The following is a 25,735-nucleotide window of genomic DNA, read 5'->3' on the forward strand; positions in this document are numbered from 1 at the left end:
GAGATGTCCCACATAAGGCTGTACAATGTATTCATCTGGAACATGGTACTCTACCTGATTGTCAGGATTGAGAGTGGCAACAGGCACATCAGGAGATAATTCTGGAAAGGGAGTCCAACCTGTCGCTGTTAAAATTTCTGTTTCTCGATCATAGCAGCTACGAATTCCAGTACAACTCACATTTCCGCGATATTCTTCGGGTTGGGGATGCACTTCTGGGTCGCCATACACTTCTGAGGTGGAAGCCAGCAAAAACCGCGCCTTGACTCGTTTGGCTAACCCTAACATATGTAACGTTCCCATGACGTTAGTTTTAACCGTCTTCACAGGATTAAACTGGTAATGAATCGGAGAAGCGGGACAAGCCAGGTGATAAACTTGATCCACTTCTAAACGGATGGGTTCAGTAATATCGTGACGAATCGCTTCAAAATAAGGATTATTCAGCCAATGTTTAATATTATCTTTGCGTCCGGTGTAGAAGTTATCCAGACAAATCACTTCGTGTCCTTCCGACATTAACCGATCAATGAGATGGGAACCAATAAACCCAGCACCGCCAGTTACTAAAATTCTCATTTTGCCAACCGAATTACGATAAGTTTAATCTTAAATTACCCTTGTCTGGTTAGGATGTCTAGGGGAGTCGTCGTTAACTTTTTCTCTGAGAAAGGGTGGAAAAAGTATAGATGTATGAAAAAAGCTGACCATTTTATTGTCTGTGGGCTGGGGTCTCTCGGTCAACACTGTGTTGTCGCTTTAAGTAAGTTTGGGGTTAGCGTCACCGCGATCGAGCAGATTGAACCGCGACAATGGGACATTCCTCATTTACCAAGTTTATTAACGGATTTAGTCCTTGGGGATTCTCGAGATGCAGAAACACTAGAGGCTGCTAAAATTAGCCAATGTCTGGCGTTAATTATTGTCACTAGCAATGAACGGATTAATGCTGAAACCGCTGTATCCGCCCGTTCTCTTGCGCCTAATACCCGCTTAGTGATTCGTTCCGGACAAGAGAATTTGAATCAAATGTTAGGAGAACACTTAGGTAATTTTATCGCATTTGAACCGACTCAACTTTCAGCAGATGCCTTTGCTTTAGCTGCATTGGGAACAGAAACCCAAGGCTTATTTTATCTTGATCGAGGAAATGATGATGAAAAACAACTGTTTCATGTGATTAAGCGTCAGATTAAATCTACCGATCGATGGTGTAATCAAAGAACATTGCAAAGCCTAAATACACCAAGGCGAAAAGTTTTATCTTATCAACCTTTTTTTGCTTCAAAGTCCTCTAGTTTGTTCTACCATTGGTATCCAGAACAAATCGTAAGAGCAGGAGATATTATCACTTATGTTGAACTCCAAGATTTTTTAAATTCTGATTCTTTTTTGTTCGATTCTCAAGTCCAAACTCACAAAAATATTCAAAAAAAATTAACCGTTTCCTATGTTCGGAGAAAGTTGAAAAAGCTATACAACAAAATACTGAATTTACCCGTGCGAGGGGTTGCTTTTATTTGTGGAACGGTTGTAATTAGTTTAATTGCTGTTGGAACATTAGTTTTATCATCATTTTTTCCTGATGCAACCATTTTATCTTCTTTTTATGCCACCGTTGTTTTGTTATTAGGCGGGTATGCTGATTTATTTGGTGAAGTCGAGGCGAGTGATAAAATTCAGTGGTGGCTGCAACTTTTTAGTCTGAGCTTAACGATAGCAGGAACGGTTTTAGTTGGGGTTTTATATGCGTTAGTTACCGAATCACTTTTATCCTCTAAGTTTGACTTATCTCAACGTCGCCCTCCCGTTCCTGAACAGGATCATATTATCATTATCGGAATTCGTCGGGTGGGACAGCGAGTTTCTAGGATTTTACTCGATTTAAAGCAATCTTTACTAGGTGTTCCTTTAGATCCTGAGTTTGATCGTAATATCTTACCTGAAATTCCAATTTTATATGGAAGTTTGAAAGAATCTTTAGAAAAAGCGAATCTTAAAGGAGCAAAAAGTGTTATTGTTGGGACAGAAGATGAAATGTTGAATTTAGAAATTAGTTTGACGATTCATCGGATTAATCCTGATTGCCAGTTAATCATTCGGACATTTGAACAGCGATTAAGTGAAAGTTTATTACAGTTATTACCTAATGCAGGTGTATTATGCGCTTATGCGGTGGCAGCAGAAGCATTTGTAGGGTCTGCATTTGGAGAAAATATTATTGATTTATTCCGCTTAAATGAACAAAATGTATTAGTCACTGAATATAAAATAGAAGCGGGAGATACGTTAGATGGTTTATTATTAGCAGATATTGCTTATGGCTATAATGTTGTGCCAATTTTGCATCAAAAAGAAGGACAATCGGTTAAGTTGATGCCATCGGATGATATTTGTTTAGGGGTGCGCGATCGCGTGGTAGTGCTAACTACGATGAAGGGATTAAAAAGAGTCGAATCCGGTCAACTGAAATCTGGCAAAATTTGGCAAGTGGAAGTTCAAAAAGCCCAGAGTGCAGAAGCCTTATTTGAGGGAGGAAATATTTTAGTCCGAATTACAGGCTGTTCTTTACACGAAGGTCGAGAAATGATGAATGATTTACCGCAATTAATCCCAATGAAACTCTATTATCACCAAGCCCATCGACTAATTCGAGAATTAAAAAAAGTACGAGTGGAAGCTAATTTAGCTAAACAGTAGTTCTTTATAGCGCTAGGGAAGAGGCAATAGTTTATTATGAAAGGGGTTTAGCGATCAGTAATGTCCTAACCCAAGTTTGTAGTTCTTTACAAAAAATATAATGAGATATCAATGCGACCTCAAAAACGATTTGCTCAACATTGGTTAAAAAGTGAAAAGGCTTTACAAGAAATTATTACAGCAGCCCAGTTAAGCCCTGAAGATGTGGTTTTAGAAATTGGACCAGGAACGGGAATTTTAACCAAGGAATTATTAAAAACTGTCAAAAAAGTGAGCGCGATCGAGCTTGATCAAGCCTTGATGAAACATCTCCAAGAAAAATTTAGACAAAAAGACAATTTAATTCTGATTCAAGGAGACTTTCTTAAACTTGAGCTAGAGTCAATTCTGAGAGAAAAACCGAATAAAGTCGTTGCCAATATTCCTTATAATATTACAGGACCAATTCTTGAAAAATTACTCGGATCAATTGCTGAACCCAATAGAAAATATGATAGAATTATTTTATTAGTACAGAAAGAAATTGCAGAACGAATTTGTGCTGAATCAGGCTCAAAAACCTTTGGTGCATTATCAGTCAGGACTCAATATCTTGCTGAATGTGAATTAATTTCACTTGTTCCCGCTAAAGCCTTTTCTCCACCGCCAAAAGTTGATTCAGCGATTATTTCTCTCACCCCCCGTGTTTTTCCACAGTCTGCAACTTCTCCAAAGCTATTAGAAAAACTGGTTAAACTGGGCTTTGCAAACCGTCGTAAAATGTTACGAAATAATTTAAAGAGTGTGATTTCTCCAGAGGAGTTAGAAACAATTTTAAAAAAACTAGAAATTAGTTCCATGGTGAGGGCGGAAGCAATTAGCGTTTTTGATTGGGTTCGACTCGCAAATTGTGTCGAATTACGAATCCCCAGTCGAATCCGTTACAAACACAGTAGTACATAAATCTCCAATACTTCTTAAATTGGGATCACCTGCTAAATAACTAATTCCCCGATGTAAATGTAAGCGAAACTGCTCAGCAAGGGTTTCTGCATCTGTTCCCAGACCATCTTGATAACAGCGTTGTTTCAGCGCAAGAATAAACACATTGGACATTTCCCCCCCAAACACCCGCCAAGTTAGTTCTAGGTTGCTATCCGATGGAATGGGAACTGGTGACGGCTTCGTGGGTTCAGCGAGAGACCGACAAAACGCCCATCGGCAAAGAATATTCCATTGCTCGATTTTGGTATAACGTTTGAGTTTAATCAGTTGTTCCCGTCCGGTTTTAGATAGGCGGATACGTTCGAGGGGGGGTTCCATATTTTGGTTATTTGTTCTTCGTTCTTCGTTCTTTGCTAACTGGTCACTGGTTACTGATTTAACCAAGAACTAATGGTTCTAACCACATCAGCAATGGGGATGTCTTCGGAAGATTGGTCGGCGCGTTTGACCACTTCTACTTTTCCTTGTTTGAGAGAGCGTCCAGTCACGATGCGGTAGGGAATACCAATGAGATCGGCATCTTTAAATTTAACCCCGGCTCGTTCATCGCGATCATCGAGTAAGACTTCAAAACCCGCTTCGGATAACTGTTGGTAGAGGGTTTCGGCAGTTTCCGATTGTTGGCTATCAGTAATATTGGGAACAGTGATTACCACTTGGTAGGGCGCGATCGCGCTGGGCCAAATAATGCCGTTTTTATCATAGGATTGCTCCACCGCAGCTTGTGCTAAACGAGAGACGCCAATGCCATAACAGCCCATATACAAGGGTTTTTCTGCTCCTTGTTCGTTGGTATAAGTTGCCCCCATCGCTTCGGAATATTTCGTTCCCAGTTGGAAAATATGTCCCACTTCAATGCCACGGGCGGTTTTGAGTTGCTGATTGGGATCATGAACAGCGCGATCGCGCACTTGCGCTTCCCGCACATCCACCACTGTTTCTGGGCGAGTAAACTGTTCTCCCCAATTTGCCCCCACAACGTGATATCCCGTTTCATTCGACCCAGTAACAAAGTTTTCCAGATTCACTGCGGTTTCATCAATTAAGCGTAAAAACTTCGGTTCGACGGTCTGACTGCCTTGAATATAATCATCACTCAAATCAGGCGCAATATACCCCAAGGGTAAGGCTTTTGTTGCCCATTTTTTCTGGGCTTCCACATCAGGGACATTTAAGCCAATTAACGCTTGTGCGCCGTAAGTAGGGGCTAAACTAGCCAGGAAATTATTCAGTTTGACATCATTAACATCTTGATCCCCACGAATACTAACCAAGACTAAAACTTGTTTCTCGTTGTCATAAACCGCTTCGTAGAGAACATTTTTAACAACGGTTGTCGGAGAACAGCCTAAAAACTCGCAAAGCGTCGCAATGGTGGCGGTATTGGGGGTATCTCGTTTTTCATAAGTCGTGAAAGGAGACGGTTCCGCCTCTGGGGGAATCGAAACTGCTTTTTCTAAGTTGGCTGCATATTTCCCATCTTCGGTATAAAGGACTTCATCTTCCCCCGCATCAGCAAGCACCATAAACTCTTGCGATGCCGATCCCCCGATCGCGCCCGAATCAGCTTCGACGGCGGTAAAATTTAAGCCACACCGTCGGAGAATATTGGCATAGGCTTGACCCATTAAATTGTAGGTTTCCTTTAAACTTTCAGGATCAGCATTAAAGGAATAGGCATCTTTCATAATGAACTCACGACCGCGCATCAGTCCGAAACGGGGGCGAATCTCATCTCGGAATTTGGTTTGAATTTGATATAAATTTTGGGGGAGTTGACGATAAGAGCGAATACTATCCCGCGCGATCGCGGTGATTACTTCTTCGTGTGTGGGGCCCAGTCCTAATTGTCGCTCTTGGCGGTCGATGAGGGCAAACATAATCCCTTCTGCCTTGGTGTAGGTTTCCCAACGCCCTGATTCCTGCCATAATTCTGAAGGTTGCAATTGTGGCAGTAAACATTCTTGTGCGCCGGCGGCGTTCATTTCCTCACGAACAATTTGGGAAACTTTATTGAGAACACGCCACATCAGGGGAAGATAAGCATAGAGTCCACTGCCAATGCGACGAATGTAACCCGCTCGTAGCAAGAGTTGATGGCTCGGAATTTCTGCTTCGGCTGGGGTTTCCCTTAGTGTCACTAAGAGCATCTGAGACATCCGCATGGTTTGTTTTTCCTTAAATCAGTTAATTGAGTTTACGCTTAGGTTACTGTATCGCGTTTATCCTCTGAAAATTCCTAATCCCTCCACAATAGCATCACAACGTCATAGCATGATGTTAGCAAGGTAAATTGACACCGCCATCATTGGTTTCTTTTAGTAATTTCGTTAAAATTTAAGAGCTTTTCACCGAATGCTGCTTTCTATGAACAAACGTTTTACCTCAGCAGTTTTTTTGCTTGCAGGACTCTTTTTTCCGACCTCGGTTTCGGCTCAATTTATAAGTAATGAAAACAGTTGTCCCGCCCCGATTCTTTCTCGGCTCGATCGTCACCAAATTCAGGCGGGTGAAACGGTGGAAAGTATTGCTCAACAATATAACTTATTACCAGAAACGTTAATTCGTCTCAATCCCAGTTTGCAACAAGATACACTTCCAGTCGGGACAGAAATTTTGATTCCCCCCTTTAATGGGGTGCGCATTGAAGTCCCAGCAGGGACAACTTGGGAAGATTTAGAAACCGCTTATGGGGTGCGTGCAGATGTGTTATTTGAACTCAATGGCTGTGCTGCACAACCAAAAGTTGTTTTTTTACCGGGTGTTGCTTGGCAAAGTGAAGACCCGAAAGCGGTTTACACCTATACTGGGCTTACTCATTATCCCCTCTCACAGTTGGGAGAGATCCTGCTAGATTATGGCTGGTATCAGAACCCTGAAATCCAACAACGCAGTTTACACAGTGGAATTGACCTCAGCGCACCTGTAGGAACGTCTGTATTAGCAGCAGAAGCAGGAACTGTCACCTTTGCTGGACAACATCCCATCTATGGCAATTTTATTATTATTAGCCATCCTGGAGGGAAACAAACCCGCTATGGTCACTTAAAAACGATCGCGCTGCAAAATAACCAAACCGTAACCGCGGGACAAACCATTGGTACAGTGGGCACAACTGGAAAACCTCATGCTGCCGGTCCCCATCTGCATTTTGAAGTCCGTTATAAAACCGCCCAAGGCTGGGTTGCCCAAGATCCAGAAATTCATCTCAGCGCCATTTCCAAATAATTAATCTTCTAGCTCTTTAAAAACTCTCGAATTAAGGCTTGTTGATGCAAAATTCGATGTTCTAACTGGTTGGCAATTCCAGCCTCATATCCGCCACTTTCGTACCCTTTTTGCACCATTTCTGTTACTGCCATGTCCTCTTTCATAAACGCTGCAAACTCTTGAGATAACTCTTCAGCAGGAGGACTAAAATTAGGAATCCCATAAATTTCTAAATGAACTTGACAGGAATGAACCGTTAACGGATCAATGCGAATCCAAGCCAAAACACCATTGGGTAAAGCTAAGAAATGTAAGTTTGGAAAAATACCATAGGTAAAGAAACCATTACGGGCTTTTTCCGAGGGAATGGTGTCTAAAATCGGATGATCTTTCCGCCATTGTGCTGTGGTTGGGGTGTAGAGTAAATTGACATAAGTATCAAAATAATGTTCATAATAACGGACTGCCCCTTGTACTTTATTTAAAGTATTGCGATGGACAATGGGAACATGATAATCACATAACGTATTGTCATGATAAACCTTCCAGTTACAAGCAACTTCATCGGTTTGTTGAACCAATTGTTTGGTTTCTGGGAGTCGATAGCCTTGAATCGTCTGTGGAATGCTGCCCAGAAATGTTTTTAGATCAGGGACATTAGGATTAAAAGAAACAAATAAAAAACCTTCCCATATTTCACAACGAACCGACTTTAAAGGATAATCTTCGAGTTTAAAAGTTTCTGGAAATCGTTCTTGGGATGGCGTTCCCATGAGCTTTCCCTCTAAACTATACACCCAAGCATGATAAGGACAGACTAATTGTTTCAGCGACTGTTGTCCTGATTCTGAACATAGTAGGGAAGCACGATGAGGACACAAATTATAATAAGCTCGGATGGAATATTCTTCAGTTTTGATCAGTAAAATACTGGTATCAGCAATTTCAGTAACGAAAACATTATTATCATTGAATAACTGGTCAATATCGCCAACATAAACCCAAGTTTGACGAAAAATCTTTTCTTTTTCTTGAGAAACTAACTTAGGATTCGTATAGAAATCGGCGGAAAAAAAGTGCTGTAAATGGTTGGGTGCTGCTCCTAAATCGGGGGTCATTTTGCTAAAATTTCTTGCTCAACACTATTCTGTTTAAGAAGTTGGGTGATTTTTTCCCGATACTGTTGAAATTCCGAAAGGGCTTTGACATGATAAGAGCCTCTTTCTATTTGATGCTCGGGTAGATTAATTTTAACTTCTTCTTGGACAGTACCAGGACGCGCACTTAACACATAAATTCGTTGGGCTAAAAAAACCGCTTCTTCCACATCATGAGTAATCATTAAAATCGTTGTACTGGTGCGTTGCCAAATATCTAATAAAAACTGTTGCATGGTTTCTTTAGTTTGCACATCTAACGCCCCAAAAGGTTCATCCATCAGTAAAATTTTCGGTTCACAAGCTAAGGCTCTAGCAATGGCAACTCGTTGTTTCATCCCACCAGAAAGGGCTTTTGGTAGCGCATCTTTAAACTGAGTTAAACCCACAACATTGAGATAATAAGAAATGCGATCTCTGCGTTCGGCGCGAGGAACTCCTTGTAACTTTAAACCAAATTCGACATTTTTAGCGACATTCAGCCAAGGATAAAGGGTGTAGCGTTGAAAAACCATCCCGCGATCGCGCCCTGGTCCAATAATAGGAATATTATCAACAGTAATTTCTCCAGAGGTGGGATAATCTAACCCTGCAATTAAGCGTAATAAGGTTGATTTCCCTGAACCAGAAGCACCCACAGCACAAACTAATTCTCCGCTTTCAATATGTAAATTAATATCTTTCAGGGCGAGAAACTTACCTTGTTTGGTGGGAAATTCTTTATAGAGATTTTTAACTTCTAAGTGCATAATTTTAATTTTATGTAATCCTTAAAATGCCCATTTACAAAACAGTCTTAATGAAGCACGAAAGGAGAGATCAATCAGGAATCCAATTAATCCTAAAACAATCAAACAAGCAAAAATTTCATCAGTTTTTAGAAACTTCTGCGCCAGTAAAATTCGTTTTCCTAACCCTTGTTCAGCAGCCACTAATTCCGCAACAATCACTAAATTCCAAGAGGTAGCAATATTAATCCGAAAGGCATCAATAATATTGGGAATCACATAAGGGGTAATGACCTGAAATAAAACTTGCCACCGTAACCCACCTAAAGTGTAAGTCGTTTCAATTAACTCTTTCGGAACAAACTTCACCGCATCCATAATCATCAGCACATTAAAGAAAATGGTGCCAATAAAAATCAGTAAAATTTTCGGTTCTTCCCCAATGCCTAAATAAAGAATAAGTAAGGGAATAAAAGCGGGGGCGGGCATATACCGTAAAATGCCAATAATCGGTTCAAATAAAGACCGAATACTGGCAAAAGCCCCCATGCCAATACCAATCGGGATCGCAATTAAACCAGCTAAGAAAAATCCCCCCACCACTCGTAAAAAACTGGCAATGGTATCTTGAATTAAATATCCTTTTTCCCACAACCGACCAAAGGCTTCTCCCACTTGTAACGGACTTGGCAGAAACACATCCTCGACTCCTCCAAAACTAGCTAATAACCACCACAATGAAAATGGAATCACCACAGAAATTACCATTAAAGCCCACTGTAAAGGCTGCGGGATATCTTCAGCAATGCGCCAGAATATTGTTGGAGGCAATCCTTGCGTTTGACCGTTATTTTTGAGGGCTTTTGACATAATTAATCTTTACTGGTTTTCCGCATAGGTTTTAACAAAACTGTCATTCAGTAAATTGCTTAAATCAGGTTTTTCGGGAATAAAATCAACGCTAACCATAAAATCAGCCATTTCTTGGGCAGCATAAGGCATATATTTCATCGTATCGCCCTCACTAAATGCTTCCAGATTATCTTCCAAAGTAAACATTTTTGTTCCTTCTTTAAATAGCTGCAATTCTTCTGTGGTGACATCGGCACGTTGCGCCATAATTTCGTCAGATCGCGCGGGATTATTTTCCATAAATGCTAAGACATCAAACCAAGTATTTACTAATGCTTGAACTTGGTCAGGACGCTCATCAATTAGTTTTTGGCTGGTCACTAATAAATCTGGAATTGCCCCAGGAAACGCAGCGGAAGTAATTAATTCATGACTCCCTTCTCGTTTTAGCGCAGTTAACCAAAAGGGAGGAAATGCACCCACTGCATCCACTTGTCCAGCTGCAAACGCAGCAGCAGCAGCCCCAGTTTCTAAGTCAACAATATTGACATCACTGCGGGACATTCCTTCTTCTTCTAACGCTAAAGACAAGAGAAAATCATCAACAACTCCTGCTTCCACGGCAACATCTTTTCCTTCTAATTCTGGAATCGATTGGATTTCTTCAGCAGCAATAATTTTGTCATTTCCGGCGGAGTTATCATTGACTAAAACGACAACTTCCCCATTAACCGCATCTTCTACAAAAGAAACCGTATCATTCAAAGTTTGACAGTTGGCATCGAGTTGTCCAGCTGCGAGGGCTTCCATGGAAGCTAGATACCCATCAAACCATTGCAGTTTGACATTTGCCCCATTTTTCTCAAATAGACCTTCTTCTTGCGCGATCGCCCAGGGCCACCAACCTGCCCAATTACTATACCCTAAAACAACGGGTTCACTGCTCGCTTGATTCCCATTAGAATTATCTGTAGTGGGGGAATTATTACTCGTATTACAACTGACAGCTAATAATAAACTGAGACAAAATAAACTCAACTGTGTTAAGAATTTGGGTAACTTCATAATCCTTTTTTCTTAATGAACAACAACGGGAACAGTTACTTGCTGCTGCACCCAATTGAACCAACGATCTAATCCTTCTCCTGTTTTTGCCGAAACAGGAATAATTGTGACATTCGGGTTCATTTGGCGGACATTATTTTCAATGCGTTTAATGTCAATTTCTAAATGGGGGGCTAAGTCCATTTTGGTCACTAACAGACAATCCGCTTCTTGAAACATAACCGGATATTTGAGGGGTTTATCTTCCCCTTCGGTAACACTAAGAAGCGCAACTTTTGCGTGTTCTCCTACTTCAAATTCAGCAGGACAAACTAAGTTGCCAACATTTTCAACAAAGATTAAATCAAAGTCTTGGGGATTATAATTATGTTGAAGCTGATGTAACCCACCGGCGACCATTTTGGCATCCAGATGACAAGACCGTCCGGTATTAATAGCAATAATCGGAACATCATATTGGCGGAGTCGTTCGGCATCTAATTCTGTGGTCATATCTCCTTCAATAACCGCCAGTTTCAATGCAGGCGATAATTGAGAGAGCGTTTTTTCTAAGAGAACCGTTTTTCCTGCCCCGGGACTACTCATTAAATTTAAGCAAATAATTCCCCAAGCATCAAAATGGTCTCGGTTATGATCGGCTTCGGTTTGGTTCGCGTGAAGGAGATTAACGCCTAAGGCTGCATCGAAGGTTTGGTGCATTTTTTTAGGTCAAAAAGTTTCTAAACAGCAAGTGATTCTTGGGTCGTGTATTCAATGTGATCAATTTTTAATTCTCGTCCAGACCGAATATCTTCCATGGGAGAATGACAAGTGGGACAAGCATAGTGTTCACCATATTTTGGGAAATATTCTTGTTGACAAGGATGACAAAATGCAATGAGCGGACTATTTTGAATAACCAGTTCTACCCCTTCTAAAAAAGAGTTCTGGGTTTGCACTTCAAAGGCAAACTGGAGACTAACTGGTTCTACACAAGTAAACTCTCCAACTAATAGATGAATCTTCTGGATCTGAGGAGGACTGGGTTGTTGATGCCACCACTCTTTTACCGTTTGAATTAAGGCTTTTGTCATGTCTGTTTCGTGCATTTGCCAGTCTCCTTATTTACTGCCAATAATCGGCGGTTTCTTGCGCTTCTTCATGAATATAAGTAGGCTTTTGTTCACGAGGAAGTTGTCCGGAAAGCACTAAATGAGCCATGGCATCACAAATCACTCGCGTTGCCATTAAAGCGGTCATATCACTGACATCATAAGGAGGAGAAACTTCCACCACTTCTAATCCACAAACTGGAGCTTGCTGCACAATTTTTCCTAATAAATAAAGGGCTTCTCGGGGTAATAAACCACCCGGTTCGGGCCAACCCGTACCGGGAACAAAGCCAGCATCAATACAATCAATATCAAAGCTAATATAAACACAATCCGTACCATCTAAAGCCCGTTCCAAGGCAAAATCTACCGCAGCATCTAAGCCCATTTCTGTAATATCGGTAACGGTGAGAATATTGGTTTCTCGTTCTCGACAAACTTTGACCCCTTGGCGAGGCACTTGCCAACCCCCAATTCCCAGTTGAACCAGATTTTTTGCTGGGGCATTTTTAATATTTGTCGCATGAAACCAAGGGCAAGTGTGCATCCGTTCATCAAGGTCACTTTCTTGGGTATCCACATGACGATCAAAGTGAATAATTCCGACTTTTTTATCTCCTAAATGACGACAAACCCCGCGCACTGTTGGAAAACCAATGGAGTGATCGCCCCCTAAAATAATCGGCAGCGCCCCCGATTTAAAAATATGGGCAATGCCTTTAGAAATTTGGTCAAACGACTTTTCATTATTGCCTGGAATCGTAAAGATATCCCCGACATCACAAAGGGTAATTTGTTCTCTTAAATCAACGCCCAGTTCAAAGTTATAGGGGGTATAAAGGGCGGAAATTTTACGGATGCCTTGGGGTCCGAAGCGCGTTCCAGGGCGGTAGGTAGTGCCAGAATCATGGGGAACGCCGACAATGGCGACATCATAGTTCCCAACTTGTTTGACATCTTCCACGTAAGGGGCTTTCAAAAAAGTGTTAATTCCTGCGTAGTGTGGCAGTTCACCGCGAGAAAAAGTGGAAATGCTGCGATCGCGAATACTATCGGCTGCTTCTAAACCGTAGTCTAACCCTTGGGAGACTTCTTGTTGCCACCCTGTTAAGGGGAGTTGACTTTCTTTTTCTAAGGCGCGGTTAGCTTCACTGGGTTGATTTTGCTCACTCATTTATGGCGAATTCCTCCTAAAATACAAAAAAAGGAGACCTCTCAACAGTGATCACTGTTATTGAGACCTCCCGGGCTTTTGTCCCGCCGTGTTGCTCTTTCAATTTGAGAGAGCCCGCTTCTCTTGGACCAGACACCACGCTAGCAGCGCGATCGGAACCCTAGAAGCATTTGATGGTATTAAATTAATTTAATGTCTAAGTTTTATTGTGAAGGAGAAATTGAGAAGATACAGTAACATCCGCTACCAAAGTATAAAACCGCAGCTAATCCGCCTTGACCAAATAAAGCCTAATGCTCGCTAGATTGCCGAGTTTTCAGCCAGTTTTGGAAGGCTTCGGGTAAGTGAGTTCTGTCTAAAAAGGCGTGCAGTTCTTCCCCTTCTAGGGTTTCTTTTTGCAAGAGAACCTGAGCCGTTTCTTCGAGTAACTCCCGATTGTACTCTAGAATGCCTTTTGCGACATGAAGTGCGCCATTAATCAGCCCTTGCAGTTGGTTGTCAATCATTTCTGCGATTTTAGGACTCACTTGGCGACGAGGGTTCATATAATCCTCTAGGAATTGTCCTTTGATTTTTTCATAAGCAACCGGTCCGAGTTCATCGCTCATTCCGTAAAGGGTAATCGCTCGCTCTGCTAGATCCGTGGCTTTTTGAATATCATCGGCTGCTCCCGTTGAGATTTCGCCAAATACAAGCTGTTCCGCAGAGCGTCCACCGAGTAAAGTGGTGAGTTGCCCGCGAATTTCACTTTCACTGAGCAAGAACCGATCTTCTTCCGGAAGCTGCAAGGTATATCCTAATGCTCCTGTCCCGCGTGGGACGATGGAAATTTTTTCCACTGGGTTGGCTCCAGGCATTAGACTGCCAACGATCGCGTGACCGACTTCATGATAAGCGACAATCTGTTTCTCTTTTTCACCAAGGACTCTTGACTTTCTTTCTAAACCAGCAACAACTCGCTCGATCGCGCTGTTAAAATCAGCAAAGGTTACCGCTTCCCGTTGATTTCGGGCTGCTAATAAAGCAGCTTCATTGACTAAGTTCGCTAAATCGGCACCGGCAAACCCCACAGCCCGGGCAGCAATCTTTTCTAAATCCACATCATCCGCCAGTTTGACTCCTTGAATATGGACTTTGAGAATTGCTTCTCGACCTTGTTTATCAGGACGATCTACCACCACTTGCCGATCAAAGCGACCAGGACGCTGCAAGGCTGGATCTAACACTTCTGGGCGGTTGGTTGCAGCTAAGATAATCACCCCTGTATTTGCCTCAAAACCATCCATTTCTGAGAGCAATTGATTCAGGGTTTGTTCTCGTTCATCATTAACCCCACTATAGGGACCCACTGCTGCTCGTGACTTACCGAGAGCATCCAATTCATCAATAAAGACAATACAAGGTGCTTGATGTTTGGCTTGTTCAAAGAGATCCCGCACCCGAGAAGCACCAACCCCCACAAATAACTCATTAAATTCTGATCCAGAAATGCTAAAGAAAGGAACTCCTGCTTCTCCAGCTACTGCTCTGGCGAGGAGGGTTTTTCCCGTTCCAGGCGGGCCCACCAGTAAAACCCCTTTGGGAATTTTTGCGCCCAAACGAATATAGCGTTCCGCCCGTTGGAGGAAATCAACAATTTCTTCCAGTTCGGCTTTGGCTTCATCCACACCCGCCACATCATTAAAAGTAACCCCGGTATGCCCTTCTGAATAAACGCGAACTTTGCTTTTACCAATGGTGAGCGCAGCTGGACCTTCCCCTTGCCCACGGCTAAAAAGCCACGCCCAAATCCCCAAGAACAGCAGAGGAGGTAAGACCCAAGATAAAATATTCCCCAACCCTTCCCAGTTACTGGGAGGAGGCGCAGAAAACTCAACCTCATGTTCTCGTAAAATCTGAGGTAGTTCTAGATCCATCGCCACGGGGGTTGTGGTGAAAATGGGCGCTTCCTTCTCTGAGTCCGATTTCAGAACATATTCAATGCGGTCGGGACTGATGGTGGCTCGTTCGACTTTTCCCGCCTGAACATCTTGAATAAATTGGCTATAGGCAACTTCTGGCGGTTGTGACTTCAAAACCGTTGCGAAGAGAAAATTAATTAAGAATAATAGCGTCAGAAAAATTAAGAAGCTATCGCCAAACTGGCTCGGTTTTGGCTCTTTGCGCGATCGCTGCGTTTCAGTTTCGATTGGCATCGCTCAACCTCCCACTATCAATTATCCCAGTGAGGAGTAATCAACGATTGTGCCTGAAACTGATGAGAAAATGATTACTCCTGTTGGGTTTTCCCTTCTAACTTGATTGTAAGCAAATGAGGGAAGACATCGGAGTAGGAAGTGAGTAGGGAAAACAGCACTCAACCGACTGAGAAAACACGACTTTTTGATCTCAAAATCAAAAGAATTTGTTTTTTCTAATCGAGATATTTCTTTAGATAAGGGGAAAAGACTTCGTAGATTAAGGTTAACGGTTGTCCGTTATGCCAAAACAGATAATGTCGTCCCCAAAATGGACCCGTTTGTTGAAAGGCGTTTTCTAGTTCTGGAGAATGCCCGTAATAAATGCCTTGAATATCGCGATACAGTTCGGTGTGGAGTCGAGAGAGATTATCCCAAATCGGTAAAGCACGGTTTTGTAAATATTCATCCACTTCTTGCGCTTTCCACCAAGAAACGGCATAGGCGAGACGTTGACCGGATGCAGTGCGTAACCAAACTTGACGACGGAGGCGTGGTTCAGGAACCGCTTCTATGCCAACTGGTGCGCGATCGCGCTGATTACCAATGGGTGACATATCAATGACATCCACTTCAATCGGTTCTCTTGTCAGTAATCGTAAATGACGAGTGGGAGACCCATCTCCGAGGAGTAAAATCTGCCAAGCAGGGGCAAGTTGTTCATGAGGAAGTCCCGTTTTAACCACGTCTTCCCCCCCTTGCCAAAGCGGATCGAGGGCGTACCAGTTCGTTTCTAGAGTGGGAGTCGGTTGCCAGTTCAAAATGCCAATTGATCTCTTTTACAAAACTTAATCTCTTTTCCTATCATAACGGGTCTTGGTCATTGGTCATTGGTCATTGGTCATTTGTTCTTGGGTCACTGCTATAACGCTGAGCCACATGCAGCGAAATTACTAATTATTAATTATAAAAAAGCTGCTCACTGCAAGTGCAATGAGCAGCAATAATGCGGATGGCGAGACTCGAACTCGCAAGGCGTGAGCCACACGCCCCTCAAGCGTGCGTGTCTACCAATTCCACCACATCCGCAGGGATGTCAGCCTTTTTTTTGAGACCTTTATGACTATAACACATCAATTCTGGTTTTGGGAAGGATCAATCTGCAAAGTTTCTTTATTCCTTGTCTAAATTTGTGTTCCCCTCTTCGGATATCCTAGTAAACGGCGATAATCATAAAAATTTTTAGGAGTCACTATAAATGGTTGGTATCATCAAAAATCTCTTTGGTGGGAAAGATAACTATTACGCAGAATTAGACGAAGACCAAGAACCTGCAGCCAGCGCAAGTCAGCAAACACAGCAGTCGCAGCCTGAACCCTCTCCCCAAAAGACAGAACAACCGAAGGCGGAAGCAACTGCGACTCAATCTCAAAGCGCACCCGCACCGTCAGTTCCCTCACAGCCTACACCTGTTCCCCAAAGTCAGACGACCGAAAAAGATCTCTTAACTGGAGAAACCTTCGCGCCGACTTATCTGATTCCGAAGCCCACAATCCCTCGCCGTCGTCCTGGGGTGAATATGGGTCAATTTATGGATATGGCGCGGGATATGAAAACTCCTCGCAATCAATAACGATCGCGCCAAGCGGTAAGCAAGGTAACTGGATTCAAGGGGGATAAGCGAGTCAGATGGGCAAAATTTAACGATCGCGCAATTTGAACTTGCAAAACGCGATCGCGCCACTGATTTTCCCTTAACCATTGCCTTGCGCTTTCTAAATTTTCTAGGGTAGCAAGGGCAAAAACCATCCGACCGTTCACCGCTAACCTTTCTTCACAAACGGTTAGAATCTCGCTCATCTTCCCGCCACTTCCACCGATAAAAATACGGTCTGGGGTTTGTGATGGGGGAAGTTGATCAGGGGCTTTCCCTTGAATCGCAGTAACATTTGTAACAGCGAGGCGTTCACAATTCTGATTTATAAGAGAAACGCCCATCGCTGTTTTTTCGATAGCGTAAACTTGCGAGGTGGGAAACAATCGTGCAATTTCAATAGCAACTGCACCGGTTCCTGCGCCAATATCCCAGATGATTTGTTGGGGTTTTAAGGCAAGTTCAGCTAAAATTAAGGGTCTAATTTCTCGCTTCGTCATTAACCCAGGGCGGTCTGGAAAGCTGAGAAAGGTTTCATCACTTAAGCCCAAACTAGGGAGTTCTTCTAAAGAAGGAAGTGGAGATTCTTCTCGAATTAAAATAACAACATTGAGCGGGGAAAATTGAGATTGTTTAACGGTTTCTAAGTCCAAACATTGACAGTTTTCTTCCTCTCCTTCTAGGTTTTCACAAATCCAAAACTGATAAGAAAAAGGCAGATCAAGAGCGGTTATCAGTTGCGCGATCGCGCTGGGATTATTTTCAGCATCTGTCAGAATGCCAATCTTTTCATCTCCTCGTTGAATCGCCTTTACTAAAGCCTCGGTACTGCGCCCATGGGAACTAATCAAAGTTGCATCTTGCCAAGGAATTTTGATGCGATTAAAGGCAAGTTGCAGGGAAGATAAATGGGGATGAAAGACTAATTGTTCTGGGGAAAAATGCTCTAATAACAAACGACCTAAACCAAAAAATAATGGGTCACCACTAGTGAGAATCACTATATTTTCTGCTGGTTCGAGATAAGTTTTTATTTGCGCGATCGCGCTTTGTAAATTCCCCAGTTTGATTGGAATTACATCTTGATCCGAACAATAACTGAGTTGACGCTCACTCCCCACTAAAACCGTTGCTTCCTCAACAATTGCTCTGACTTTTTCTGTTAATCCCGCTTTCCCTTCTAAACCAATTCCAACCACATGAAGAAGCGGTGATTGCTTAATCATTTTCCTCTGCACTTAACACCAATAACGCATTCATGATCGCCCCCGCAACCGCCGATCCCCCTTTGCGCCCATCTACTCGAATTTGAGGCACAGATGTCTCGGCGAGGGCTTGTTTCGACTCTACCACCGAGACAAACCCCACTGGTGCGCCAATGACTAAACTGGGGTTTGCGCTTCCTTGCGCGATCGCGTCACATAGGGCTAATAGTGCAGTGGGCGCATTACCAATCACATAAATTCCTTGGGGATAATCGGCGATACAGTTGCGTAAACCCGTTTCCGTGCGGGTTTTCCCCTCGGGAACAGTTTTTGCAGCGTCTAGGGCGCAAATAATGGGGTTATGAGACGTTTTATTCACCAGCCCCTGAATCCCCTTTTGTACCATTCCTACATCGACAATAATCGGGGTTTGATTTTGAATAGCTGTAATTGCCTTTTCTACAGCGCGATCGCTGAAATAAAACAGCTTTAAAAACTCAAAATCTGCCGTTGCATGAATTGCCCGCCGAACGACATGATATTCTTCCCGTGAATAAGAATGTTTTCCTACTTCTTGATCAATAATCTCAAAGCTAGCTTCAACAATCGGATGATTTAAAGAGATTTTCTTCATAATTTGAAACTTAAATTAGAAGAGACAAAGTAACACAGTGACTAACTTTACACTTCCCAAATGACTAGTGACCAATGACCAATGACTAATGACCAATGACTAATGACTAATGACCAATGACCAATGACTAAAAAATATTACTTTTCCCCAAAGGTAATCGCTGGAAAATCGTCTTCTCGTTTAAATGAAGTCATATCAGAAAACTTGCGTAATTCTGCACGATAAACCGTCAAAATTTTCGGATCAGCTTCTAGCCATTGATCATTAATTGCGGTTAAAGTAGTACAAATTTCATCCCGTTTTTCTGCTGCAGGAACTTGTCCAAAATAGCCTAAAGTTACATGAGCTAAGAAATGATAATGCTGTTCTAAACCGAGAGATAATAAACCTTGGTTTTGATAAATCGCACGGCGCAGTTGAATCAGTTGCTGATAAGAATTTTCGTCTTTCGGTAGCAACCCAACCACGATCGCGCGCGGACGAATAATTAACCCTAAAAGCTGCCACTGTAAAGGTTTAGCCACATAAGTTTCTTTTTGATATTGCTCAAAACTAGCTGCAATTTGGTTTTGTAGTTGGGTTTCAAAGTGAGGATTTTTCTCAACTGCCGTTTTAAATTCATCTCCCCAAATTAAATCCGCGAGAGTGACATGAAAACTGGGAGGCGGAACGGGTAAAATAAAGTCTTGGGGGAGTTGACTTAATAACCGTTTCTGGGTTTGCGCTAAGTGGTGATAGAATGAGTCATTTGCCCCATCATCTTCATAAGGAGGCGTAACGACACTATACCCTGGAAAAGGCTGTGCTTCTACTCTGCCCTGTTCATCCCGTTGGAACTTTGGGGATTCTTGAATATTCTTTAACTGTGTCGGATACAGACTCGGCTGGGATAATCGTCCGACTTGTTCGACATACTTTTGATAGGCTTCGTCCAAGGCTAATTGATCTCCTACTAACCCTTATATCACCACAATAAAGGAAAAAGTGACTGTTTACCAATTTTTTGTCCTTCGTCCTTTGTCCTTTGTCCTTTGTTATTTAATAATACTGTTTCTAAAAAGTTAAGTTACAGTTGATCCCCCCTAACCTCCTCACGCTTGGCTCCGGCTTCGCAAGGTTAGTTGATCGAAATGGTATAACGAATGACAGGCGTTCCATGGAACATCTCTACCTAATGACTAATGACTAATGACTAAATTATGCCAATCTACTTTTTTTGGGGAGAAGATGAATATCGTTTAAATCAAGCGGTGACGGCTTTGCGGGAAAAAGTGGTTGATCCGCTTTGGGGAGAGTTTAATGAAGATGTGATTGCTGGGGATAAACCAGAGGCGGTAACAGAAGCTCTGTATCAAGCCTTAACGCCTCCATTTGGGGCGGGAAGTCGTTTGGTATGGGTTATGCAAACCACTCTAGGTCAACGTTGCTCTAGCGAGCTCTTATCGGAGTTAGAGCGCACATTCCCCCAACTTCCTGAAACGTCTCATCTTCTCTTGACCAGTGACAAAAAGCCCGATGGACGCTTAAAGTCAACGAAACTTCTAAAACAATATGCGGTCATTAAAGAGTTTGCAGTGATTCCGCCGTGGAAAACTGACCAGCTTTTAGCGCAAGTGGAAACCGTTGCTCAAGAAAAAGGGGTACAACTGACGACATCCGCTAAGGAAAGGTTAGCCGAGGCGGTTGGGAATAATACGCGGTTGTTATCTCAGGAATTAGAAAAACTGTCTCTTTATGCAGTGGGAAAAAATGTTGCTCTTGATGACAGCGCGATCGCGCAACTGGTGAGCGCTAGCACCCACAATAGTTTACAATTGGCAAAAGCCATTAGTCAGGGCAATACAAACCAAGCGCTACAGCTTGTCACTGATTTATTACATCGCAATGAACCTGCTTTAAAGATTGTTGCCGTGTTAGTGGGACAATTTCGGACCTGGTTTTGGATTAAACTGAAAATGGAACAAGGAGAAAGAGACAACCAAGTGATTGCAAAAGCAGCAGAAATTAATAACCCAAAGCGAGTTTATTTTTTGCGTCAAGAAGTACAGTCACTTTCGGTTCAGCAATTTTTAAGGGCTTTCCCTCTTCTTTGCACCCTAGAAACCAATCTTAAACGCGGACACCCCCCAGAAATGACCCTGCAAACCCACATCATTCAACTCTCTCAAGTGTTTCAAAGCAGTTAGTTATTTGTTCTATGGGTAGTTGAGTTCTCCCGATCTCCCCTTGCTCACTTGCAGAAACTTTTTCAGGTTGCAAGTCGTCTCATAGCGAAGAATAGACAATTGTCTTAACAACAAGTTGATTTCGATCTATATTGCTCACTTATGACACGCCCTCACTCACACCTTATTCAAGTTATTTTGGTAACGAGTACCTTGCTTTTCTCCATGGATGGACTTGATATAATCAGCAACCGCTTGTTTGATGGGAAGCGATTGCAAGTTAGTGCGATTGCTCAAGCCCAAAATTACAGTGAGGAAACGTTAGAAAATTATGCTAGGGCTGTCCTCGCGATCGAGCCGTTGCGTCAAGAGACATGGCAGGAGATCCAAAGGATCTTAAACTCACAAGAGATTCCCAGCATTGCTTGCAATAGTGCAGACAGCTATGAAGATTTGCCCTCAGAAGCGCGATCGCTGATTGTGGATTACTGTAACGAATCCAAAACGATTGTGGAACAAAACAACTTAACCGTTTCAGAATTTAATCAGATTACTGCTGATGTGCAATCGAATGACCAACTGAAACAGCAAGTCCAAGCCAAAATGCGAGAATTGCAATAAAGGCTAAACAAAGGTTAACTCTCCCACCACCTCTAAGCGCTTAAATTCAGCAAGACTCATAAACTTTTCTGCTAAATTTTCGGACACACTGGGACTAATCCAACCCATCTGCATTAAAAGATGAATCGCTGTGGCATATTTGGCTCGTTTTGAGCCATCGAGGGCTTTAATTGCCAAGCCCATTCCTTCCCCAATCCGACCAATACACTGTACCCCTTCCGCGCCAGATTTACTGACTAATTCTCCATTACTGGCTTTCATCAATTCTGTATCAAATGAACCTTCTCCCGCAATCAGTTCAGGATAATGGGTCATCGCACGACTAATTCGTTCTAAATACAAGTCATCTCCAGAACACAGGTGAGCATATAAGGTCGCCATTTGGGAAAGCTGCATAAAGTAGGTGGGCGCACCACAATCATCCTGAACCCCGATAAACTCTGCACCAGGCATCTGTAACAACTCACCGACGCTTCTGAGAATTAATTCTTGGATGGGACTGCGATGGCGGAGATACTGACTCAGGGGCCAGCCATTTTGTTGGCAAGCAGCAAGCATTCCTGCGTGTTTTCCAGAACAGTTGTGTTCGAGAGGGCTGCGTTTTCCTTCAGGAATCGGACACCTTAAAGCAGTGGGTTCGATATCAGCACGCCAGAGAATATTAAAGACTTGTCGCGCTTGTTGTACGGTTCCTTGGTGGGAACTGCACATAATGGCAAGGTCTTTATCGGTAAGTTGAAATTGCTCAAATGCCCCACTCTTTACGGTTGGTAAGGCTTGAAAGGGTTTGAGAGAAGACCGAATAAAAGAAGCTGTTTCAGAATTACCAGCAAAGGATAAAATCCGCCCTCGATCGTCACAGACTAGGGCGTGAACTTGATGGAGAGATTCGACGATTCCTTCTCGCAGGAGATGAACTTCGACTTCTGGAGTGTGCGTCCGTTTTTTGCTCATAAATGATTGATCAATCTAGAAAAAAGAGGTAAGAAGTTGCCAGGCAGTCAAGTCGATCGCGCTGAGAGCAATCAAGAGTCCCACTGTCATCTGTAACCGTTGCAAGATGGGTTGAATCTGATAAGACACCACCAGTCGATCGCGCTCTAAAACTGCTTCTGGCTTTTCCCAAGTTTGTCCATCGTACCAGCCCGACTCTTCATAAGGAATCTCCGCTTTATGCAGACGAGTGCGAATATAAGACCATCCTAAGTATAATCTCACAACTATAAACACGACTAATAAACTTGCTCCCAGTGCGCCACAGCAGAAAAACTCTAGAGGATGAGTCTGAATCGGAAAACTGGCTGCGGTGAGAGGTCCCGCCAACAGCCACCCCCAACCCCATGTCCAGAGCAGTTTGCGTAGATAAGCCCAGCGACCGAATGTCACCCAGCGAAAGGGCCAATCGGTTTTCAGTTGCTCATATTCATTCAGGGGGAGTTGTTCTGGGGGAACGGGACAAGGCTGAGACGAGGATAAATCTCTCATGCCACTTAACCTGCTTCTGCTTGTTGAACGGTTTCAAAATCAATGCGTTTGGCGTGTCCCCAAAAGGCTTCAATTCCATAAAACTCTCGCTCTTCTGGGAGTAAAATATGAGCAATTACATCGCCATAATCGAGTAAAATCCAGTTCCGTTCCTTTTGTCCTTCTGTGCGTACTGGGGCAGCATTAAATTGCTGTTCGACTGTATCTTGGATGGCATCAGAAATCGCTTTGACTTGAGTGCGAGAGTATCCTGTACTGATCACGAAGTAATCGGCAAGGTAGGAGACATCCACCACTTCTAAAAGGACAATATCTCCAGCTTTCCGACTATCTGCAGCGTGCGCGATCGTCCAGGCCAGTGTTTCTGCAGCAGCCAAGGTGGGCGTGTTGGGGGACGTTGGATTAGAATTAGGCTGATGATTCATGAAATACGTTTGAAGGTTTGCTTGCTGAGTCTGACAATATACTAAGTGAACTTACCCCTAAGATAGCGTGGATTCATTGAGATCGGGATTCAATGATAAACAGGGGTTAACATTTTTCGGCCTGCATTGCCCAGTTACGAGTGGCGACAGTTCGCGGATGGATGGGACGACCTTTTTTGATTAATTTTTTTATAGCAAGGTCACAGACTTGATAAACGCCACGATAGAGATTTTCTTGGGTTGCTTCCCGCATTGCGTTCAGTTCGGGTGTATCGCCACGATTCGGTTCCAGTTTGTCCGCCACAAAGACAATACAACTGGTTGGTGACATTTCCGCGTTCCCCAAGGTATGCTGCGCGATCGCGCTTAAAATTTCTTCATCTTTTACGGCAAAGGTTTCTTTGGCTACAATCGCACTGACATCGGCGTGTAATAAATGAGGGCGAACGGCGCAAATGCTATCAATGGTCACTCCTTTTTCCTGGGCGATGGTTAACAATTTATCCGCAGCAAAGTATTTCGCCAAATCGTGCATTAACCCTGCTGTTTGTGCTTTTTCTTCATCCACTTCATGACACTGGGCTAACTCTTGTGACATTTGTTCAACCCCTAAAATATGCTGCACCCGCGCCTTGGGAACATTGTGTTCTAACCATTGAATTACTGCTTCTCGATCAACAATCGAAATTTTGTTTGTTGTTCTTTGTTCTTTGTTCATTGTTCTTTGTTCATTGGTTTAAGGGCGAACAACCGTTTGTCCCTAGTGATCACTGTCTTTTTCCCAGTCGGGACAATGTTCATCTTCCCAACCATAGGGGTGCATCGCGCAAACAAAAAGGTTTTCCCCATAAATATAACCATGATAATGCCGACAGCCTTGACAGGCAGGATGGGTATTTTGATCAGGAGTTACTTTTGAGGTAATGACAAACTCGTCCTCATCTTCTAATTCTTCAATAAACCAATCGAAATCCGAATCCCATAAAACCCAAAGTTCTTCCCACTCTTGCCAAAACTCTTCTAATTCTTCGTGCAGTGTTGTTTCTACTTCTTGCACCGCTTCTTCCCAAGCTGAGGGAAATTCTGTGGTGAATTGTTCCAACTCCACAAAAAAGTTTTCGATTTCTTCGTTAACTGCATCGCAGAACGCAAAAAAGTCTTTTGTCCAATTATCCATCATGATTCAGTTTCATCGCTTCCAAGAATAACTAATTCGGGAATCAATTCCCATTCCTCTAAAGGAGACATTTCTGTTTCTGGTTTTGACCACACATATTCTTTCGTTTCGGTCGATGTTGAAGGGTTTGGGGGATTGTCGGGAAGGTTGGGTAAGGTGGGGGGCGTTGTCTTTTTCTGTTTTCGGGCTGTTGATAGTTTTGGGGGGAATATCCCTGGCGATCGCGCGGACGTTTCCTGAGAGACTTGATCGGTACTAGAAGATAACGGGGATAAGGGGGCGGGGGGATGAGACACTGCTGCTTCGCTAATTGCGCCGATCAAAATGGGTTCTAGTTTTTCCCAGTTCGCACTGACGGTAAAGGGTTGACGGGCGAAGATCGGGTTTTCACTTTGAGGGGTTGCTGCGGAAAGAATGATTTCTCCTTCTAAAAGATAACTGTCACAAGGAGAGGAAACGGTGAGGGAGTAGCAGAAGGTTAAGGGGAAGGGTTGATCCCGCAGGCGAGGGGATAATTCAGCAACGGTTTCACCTGTTCTCGGGTCGCGCAGGGAAATTTGCAAACACAGTTGCGGATGAGGGGGATGTCGTTGGGTGGTAATTTCTCCAGACAGAATGATTGGTTTGGAGGTTTCTGTGAGGAGAATTTCTTCGTCTAAATGGAGGGTGTAATCGTTGGGGGAAGATTGATCTTCTATTTCTAAGGAAGGGGTGAGGCTTGGGAAGAAATCATCCACAATGTCTTCTAACATCTGATCGGCATCTTCTAGTAAGCGCGATCGCAGTTCGCTCAAGTCTTCTTCTGGGGTTTCTGGGGTCTCTTCTGGCGGATCGGGGCGTTTGGCTAACTTTCCTTTGCTTTGAGAGGGGAAATGAACCGCAGCTTGTTCGAGGTTGAGGGTGACTCGTAAGGATAAGGTGATTTCCCAATGGTCTCCCATCAGTTCTGAGAGAATATCTCCTCGACTGTGTAGATCCCACATCCCAGGGCTTAGTCCGATCTCAGGAACTAAAATCGCAAATCCTGTTTCATCGAGTTGACAAGACTGTTGATAAATTTTTTCTCCATTGCGGAGACTAAGTTCAACTTCGATCCATTCTTTGGGGCGATGGGGCGCACGGGCTGCAATTTTGTACCGCCCATTGGGAAATTCTGGCTGAGGCGAGTTAACGCTCAACCAGTTTTCCGTACCGACTTTTTGCAGGAAAAATTCCCAGTTTTCCATGATCG

26 protein-coding genes, 1 tRNA gene, 1 pseudogene and 1 riboswitch are annotated in these 25,735 nt (G+C 43.2%); of the genes and pseudogenes, 6 read left to right on the plus strand and 22 right to left on the minus strand.

Annotated elements, in window-relative coordinates; genetic code table 11:
• Positions 1-143 precede the first annotated feature (143 nt).
• Positions 144-579 (minus strand): annotated as a pseudogene (locus PCC7418_RS20755) (GDP-mannose 4,6-dehydratase); the annotation flags it as partial.
• Between the two features lie 114 nt (positions 580-693).
• On the opposite strand from PCC7418_RS20755, the gene PCC7418_RS09545 reads away from it, so the two are divergent.
• Both PCC7418_RS09545 and rsmA read left to right on the plus strand, forming a co-directional pair.
• The gene (locus PCC7418_RS09545; RefSeq protein ID WP_041596225.1) at positions 694-2,700 is read left to right on the plus strand and encodes a TrkA family potassium uptake protein; all 2,007 of its coding nucleotides are present in this window, start codon (positions 694-696) and stop codon (positions 2,698-2,700) included.
• Positions 2,701-2,805: 105 nt separating this feature from the next.
• Positions 2,806-3,642, plus strand: coding sequence for a 16S rRNA (adenine(1518)-N(6)/adenine(1519)-N(6))-dimethyltransferase RsmA (rsmA, locus tag PCC7418_RS09550; protein WP_216086733.1), 837 nt, complete (start codon positions 2,806-2,808; stop codon positions 3,640-3,642).
• On the opposite strand, the gene dndE is transcribed toward rsmA, so the two are convergent.
• Entirely contained in the window at positions 3,598-4,002 is a 405-nt protein-coding gene (dndE, locus tag PCC7418_RS09555) for a DNA sulfur modification protein DndE (protein ID WP_015225970.1), read from the minus strand. The two genes, rsmA and dndE, sit on opposite strands and share 45 nt — an antisense overlap.
• A gap of 50 nt (positions 4,003-4,052) precedes the next feature.
• Positions 4,053-5,849: a proline--tRNA ligase gene (locus PCC7418_RS09560; RefSeq protein WP_015225971.1), complete on the minus strand. Its 1,797-nt coding sequence runs from the start codon at positions 5,847-5,849 to the stop codon at positions 4,053-4,055.
• A 202-nt stretch (positions 5,850-6,051) separates the two neighbouring features.
• Between PCC7418_RS09560 and PCC7418_RS09565 the strand changes: the two genes are divergently transcribed.
• On the plus strand, positions 6,052-6,912 hold the full coding sequence (locus tag PCC7418_RS09565) for a M23 family metallopeptidase (RefSeq protein ID WP_015225972.1): 861 nt from the start codon (positions 6,052-6,054) through the stop codon (positions 6,910-6,912).
• Positions 6,913-6,920: 8 nt separating this feature from the next.
• Here the strand turns inward: PCC7418_RS09565 and PCC7418_RS09570 are convergent, their stop codons facing one another.
• From PCC7418_RS09570 to PCC7418_RS09615, 10 genes are all read right to left on the minus strand, one after another.
• The gene (locus PCC7418_RS09570) at positions 6,921-8,012 is read right to left on the minus strand and encodes an aromatic ring-hydroxylating dioxygenase subunit alpha (protein ID WP_015225973.1); all 1,092 of its coding nucleotides are present in this window, start codon (positions 8,010-8,012) and stop codon (positions 6,921-6,923) included.
• A complete protein-coding gene (locus PCC7418_RS09575) occupies positions 8,009-8,800 on the minus strand; it encodes an ABC transporter ATP-binding protein (RefSeq protein WP_015225974.1) in 792 nt (263 codons plus the stop codon). The genes PCC7418_RS09570 and PCC7418_RS09575 overlap by 4 nt, the downstream gene beginning before the upstream one ends.
• A 21-nt stretch (positions 8,801-8,821) precedes the next feature.
• Positions 8,822-9,649: an ABC transporter permease gene (locus PCC7418_RS09580; RefSeq protein WP_015225975.1), complete on the minus strand. Its 828-nt coding sequence runs from the start codon at positions 9,647-9,649 to the stop codon at positions 8,822-8,824.
• Between the two features lie 9 nt (positions 9,650-9,658).
• Positions 9,659-10,696 (minus strand): ABC transporter substrate-binding protein, encoded by a 1,038-nt coding sequence (locus tag PCC7418_RS09585; RefSeq protein ID WP_015225976.1) that lies wholly within the window; start codon positions 10,694-10,696, stop codon positions 9,659-9,661.
• Between the two features lie 12 nt (positions 10,697-10,708).
• Positions 10,709-11,395: a hydrogenase nickel incorporation protein HypB gene (gene hypB / locus PCC7418_RS09590; protein ID WP_015225977.1), complete on the minus strand. Its 687-nt coding sequence runs from the start codon at positions 11,393-11,395 to the stop codon at positions 10,709-10,711.
• A gap of 20 nt (positions 11,396-11,415) precedes the next feature.
• Complete coding sequence (hypA, locus tag PCC7418_RS09595; protein WP_015225978.1) at positions 11,416-11,784, minus strand: hydrogenase maturation nickel metallochaperone HypA; 369 nt, start codon at positions 11,782-11,784, stop codon at positions 11,416-11,418.
• A gap of 16 nt (positions 11,785-11,800) precedes the next feature.
• Complete coding sequence (gene speB, locus PCC7418_RS09600; RefSeq protein ID WP_015225979.1) at positions 11,801-12,961, minus strand: agmatinase; 1,161 nt, start codon at positions 12,959-12,961, stop codon at positions 11,801-11,803.
• A 65-nt stretch (positions 12,962-13,026) separates the two neighbouring features.
• Positions 13,027-13,136, minus strand: a riboswitch (guanidine-I (ykkC/yxkD leader).
• A 115-nt stretch (positions 13,137-13,251) separates the two neighbouring features.
• On the minus strand, positions 13,252-15,156 hold the full coding sequence (gene ftsH / locus PCC7418_RS09605; protein ID WP_015225980.1) for an ATP-dependent zinc metalloprotease FtsH: 1,905 nt from the start codon (positions 15,154-15,156) through the stop codon (positions 13,252-13,254).
• A 218-nt stretch (positions 15,157-15,374) separates the two neighbouring features.
• A complete protein-coding gene (locus PCC7418_RS09610) occupies positions 15,375-15,959 on the minus strand; it encodes a chorismate lyase (protein WP_015225981.1) in 585 nt (194 codons plus the stop codon).
• A 186-nt stretch (positions 15,960-16,145) separates the two neighbouring features.
• A tRNA-Leu gene (locus PCC7418_RS09615) sits at positions 16,146-16,227 on the minus strand.
• A 169-nt stretch (positions 16,228-16,396) separates the two neighbouring features.
• Between PCC7418_RS09615 and PCC7418_RS09620 the strand changes: the two genes are divergently transcribed.
• Complete coding sequence (locus tag PCC7418_RS09620; protein ID WP_015225982.1) at positions 16,397-16,771, plus strand: hypothetical protein; 375 nt, start codon at positions 16,397-16,399, stop codon at positions 16,769-16,771.
• On the opposite strand, the gene PCC7418_RS09625 is transcribed toward PCC7418_RS09620, so the two are convergent.
• The 3 genes from PCC7418_RS09625 to PCC7418_RS09635 all read right to left on the minus strand — a co-directional run bounded on the left by PCC7418_RS09625 (position 16,765) and on the right by PCC7418_RS09635 (position 19,566).
• Complete coding sequence (locus PCC7418_RS09625) at positions 16,765-18,018, minus strand: bifunctional cobalt-precorrin-7 (C(5))-methyltransferase/cobalt-precorrin-6B (C(15))-methyltransferase (RefSeq protein WP_015225983.1); 1,254 nt, start codon at positions 18,016-18,018, stop codon at positions 16,765-16,767. The two genes, PCC7418_RS09620 and PCC7418_RS09625, sit on opposite strands and share 7 nt — an antisense overlap.
• The gene (locus tag PCC7418_RS09630; protein WP_015225984.1) at positions 18,011-18,631 is read right to left on the minus strand and encodes a cobalt-precorrin-8X methylmutase; all 621 of its coding nucleotides are present in this window, start codon (positions 18,629-18,631) and stop codon (positions 18,011-18,013) included. The genes PCC7418_RS09625 and PCC7418_RS09630 overlap by 8 nt, the downstream gene beginning before the upstream one ends.
• Before the next feature lie 137 nt (positions 18,632-18,768).
• On the minus strand, positions 18,769-19,566 hold the full coding sequence (locus PCC7418_RS09635; protein ID WP_015225985.1) for a hypothetical protein: 798 nt from the start codon (positions 19,564-19,566) through the stop codon (positions 18,769-18,771).
• Positions 19,567-19,830: 264 nt separating this feature from the next.
• Between PCC7418_RS09635 and holA the strand changes: the two genes are divergently transcribed.
• Both holA and PCC7418_RS09645 read left to right on the plus strand, forming a co-directional pair.
• Positions 19,831-20,817 (plus strand): DNA polymerase III subunit delta, encoded by a 987-nt coding sequence (gene holA, locus PCC7418_RS09640; RefSeq protein WP_015225986.1) that lies wholly within the window; start codon positions 19,831-19,833, stop codon positions 20,815-20,817.
• 204 nt (positions 20,818-21,021) lie between these two features.
• Positions 21,022-21,417 carry a DUF4168 domain-containing protein gene (locus PCC7418_RS09645; RefSeq protein ID WP_216086629.1) on the plus strand — a complete coding sequence of 132 codons (396 nt, stop codon included), beginning with the start codon at positions 21,022-21,024 and terminating at the stop codon, positions 21,415-21,417.
• Positions 21,418-21,420: 3 nt separating this feature from the next.
• Here PCC7418_RS09645 and PCC7418_RS09650 read toward each other — a convergent pair whose 3' ends face one another.
• The 6 genes from PCC7418_RS09650 to PCC7418_RS09675 all read right to left on the minus strand — a co-directional run bounded on the left by PCC7418_RS09650 (position 21,421) and on the right by PCC7418_RS09675 (position 25,730).
• Positions 21,421-22,371: an asparaginase gene (locus PCC7418_RS09650; protein WP_015225988.1), complete on the minus strand. Its 951-nt coding sequence runs from the start codon at positions 22,369-22,371 to the stop codon at positions 21,421-21,423.
• 15 nt (positions 22,372-22,386) lie between these two features.
• Positions 22,387-22,902, minus strand: a complete 516-nt coding sequence (locus tag PCC7418_RS09655) for a CGLD27 family protein (RefSeq protein ID WP_015225989.1) — start codon at positions 22,900-22,902, stop codon at positions 22,387-22,389.
• A gap of 5 nt (positions 22,903-22,907) precedes the next feature.
• Positions 22,908-23,327 (minus strand): ribosome silencing factor, encoded by a 420-nt coding sequence (rsfS, locus tag PCC7418_RS09660; protein WP_015225990.1) that lies wholly within the window; start codon positions 23,325-23,327, stop codon positions 22,908-22,910.
• Positions 23,328-23,433: 106 nt separating this feature from the next.
• Entirely contained in the window at positions 23,434-24,045 is a 612-nt protein-coding gene (gene yqeK, locus PCC7418_RS09665; RefSeq protein ID WP_015225991.1) for a bis(5'-nucleosyl)-tetraphosphatase (symmetrical) YqeK, read from the minus strand.
• A gap of 42 nt (positions 24,046-24,087) precedes the next feature.
• Complete coding sequence (locus PCC7418_RS09670; RefSeq protein WP_015225992.1) at positions 24,088-24,507, minus strand: hypothetical protein; 420 nt, start codon at positions 24,505-24,507, stop codon at positions 24,088-24,090.
• Entirely contained in the window at positions 24,504-25,730 is a 1,227-nt protein-coding gene (locus PCC7418_RS09675) for a hypothetical protein (protein ID WP_015225993.1), read from the minus strand. The genes PCC7418_RS09670 and PCC7418_RS09675 overlap by 4 nt, the downstream gene beginning before the upstream one ends.
• Positions 25,731-25,735: the final 5 nt, after the last annotated feature.

Origin of the sequence: Halothece sp. PCC 7418, assembly GCF_000317635.1 — a bacterium.
Taxonomy (GTDB): Bacteria; Cyanobacteriota; Cyanobacteriia; order Cyanobacteriales; family Rubidibacteraceae; genus Halothece.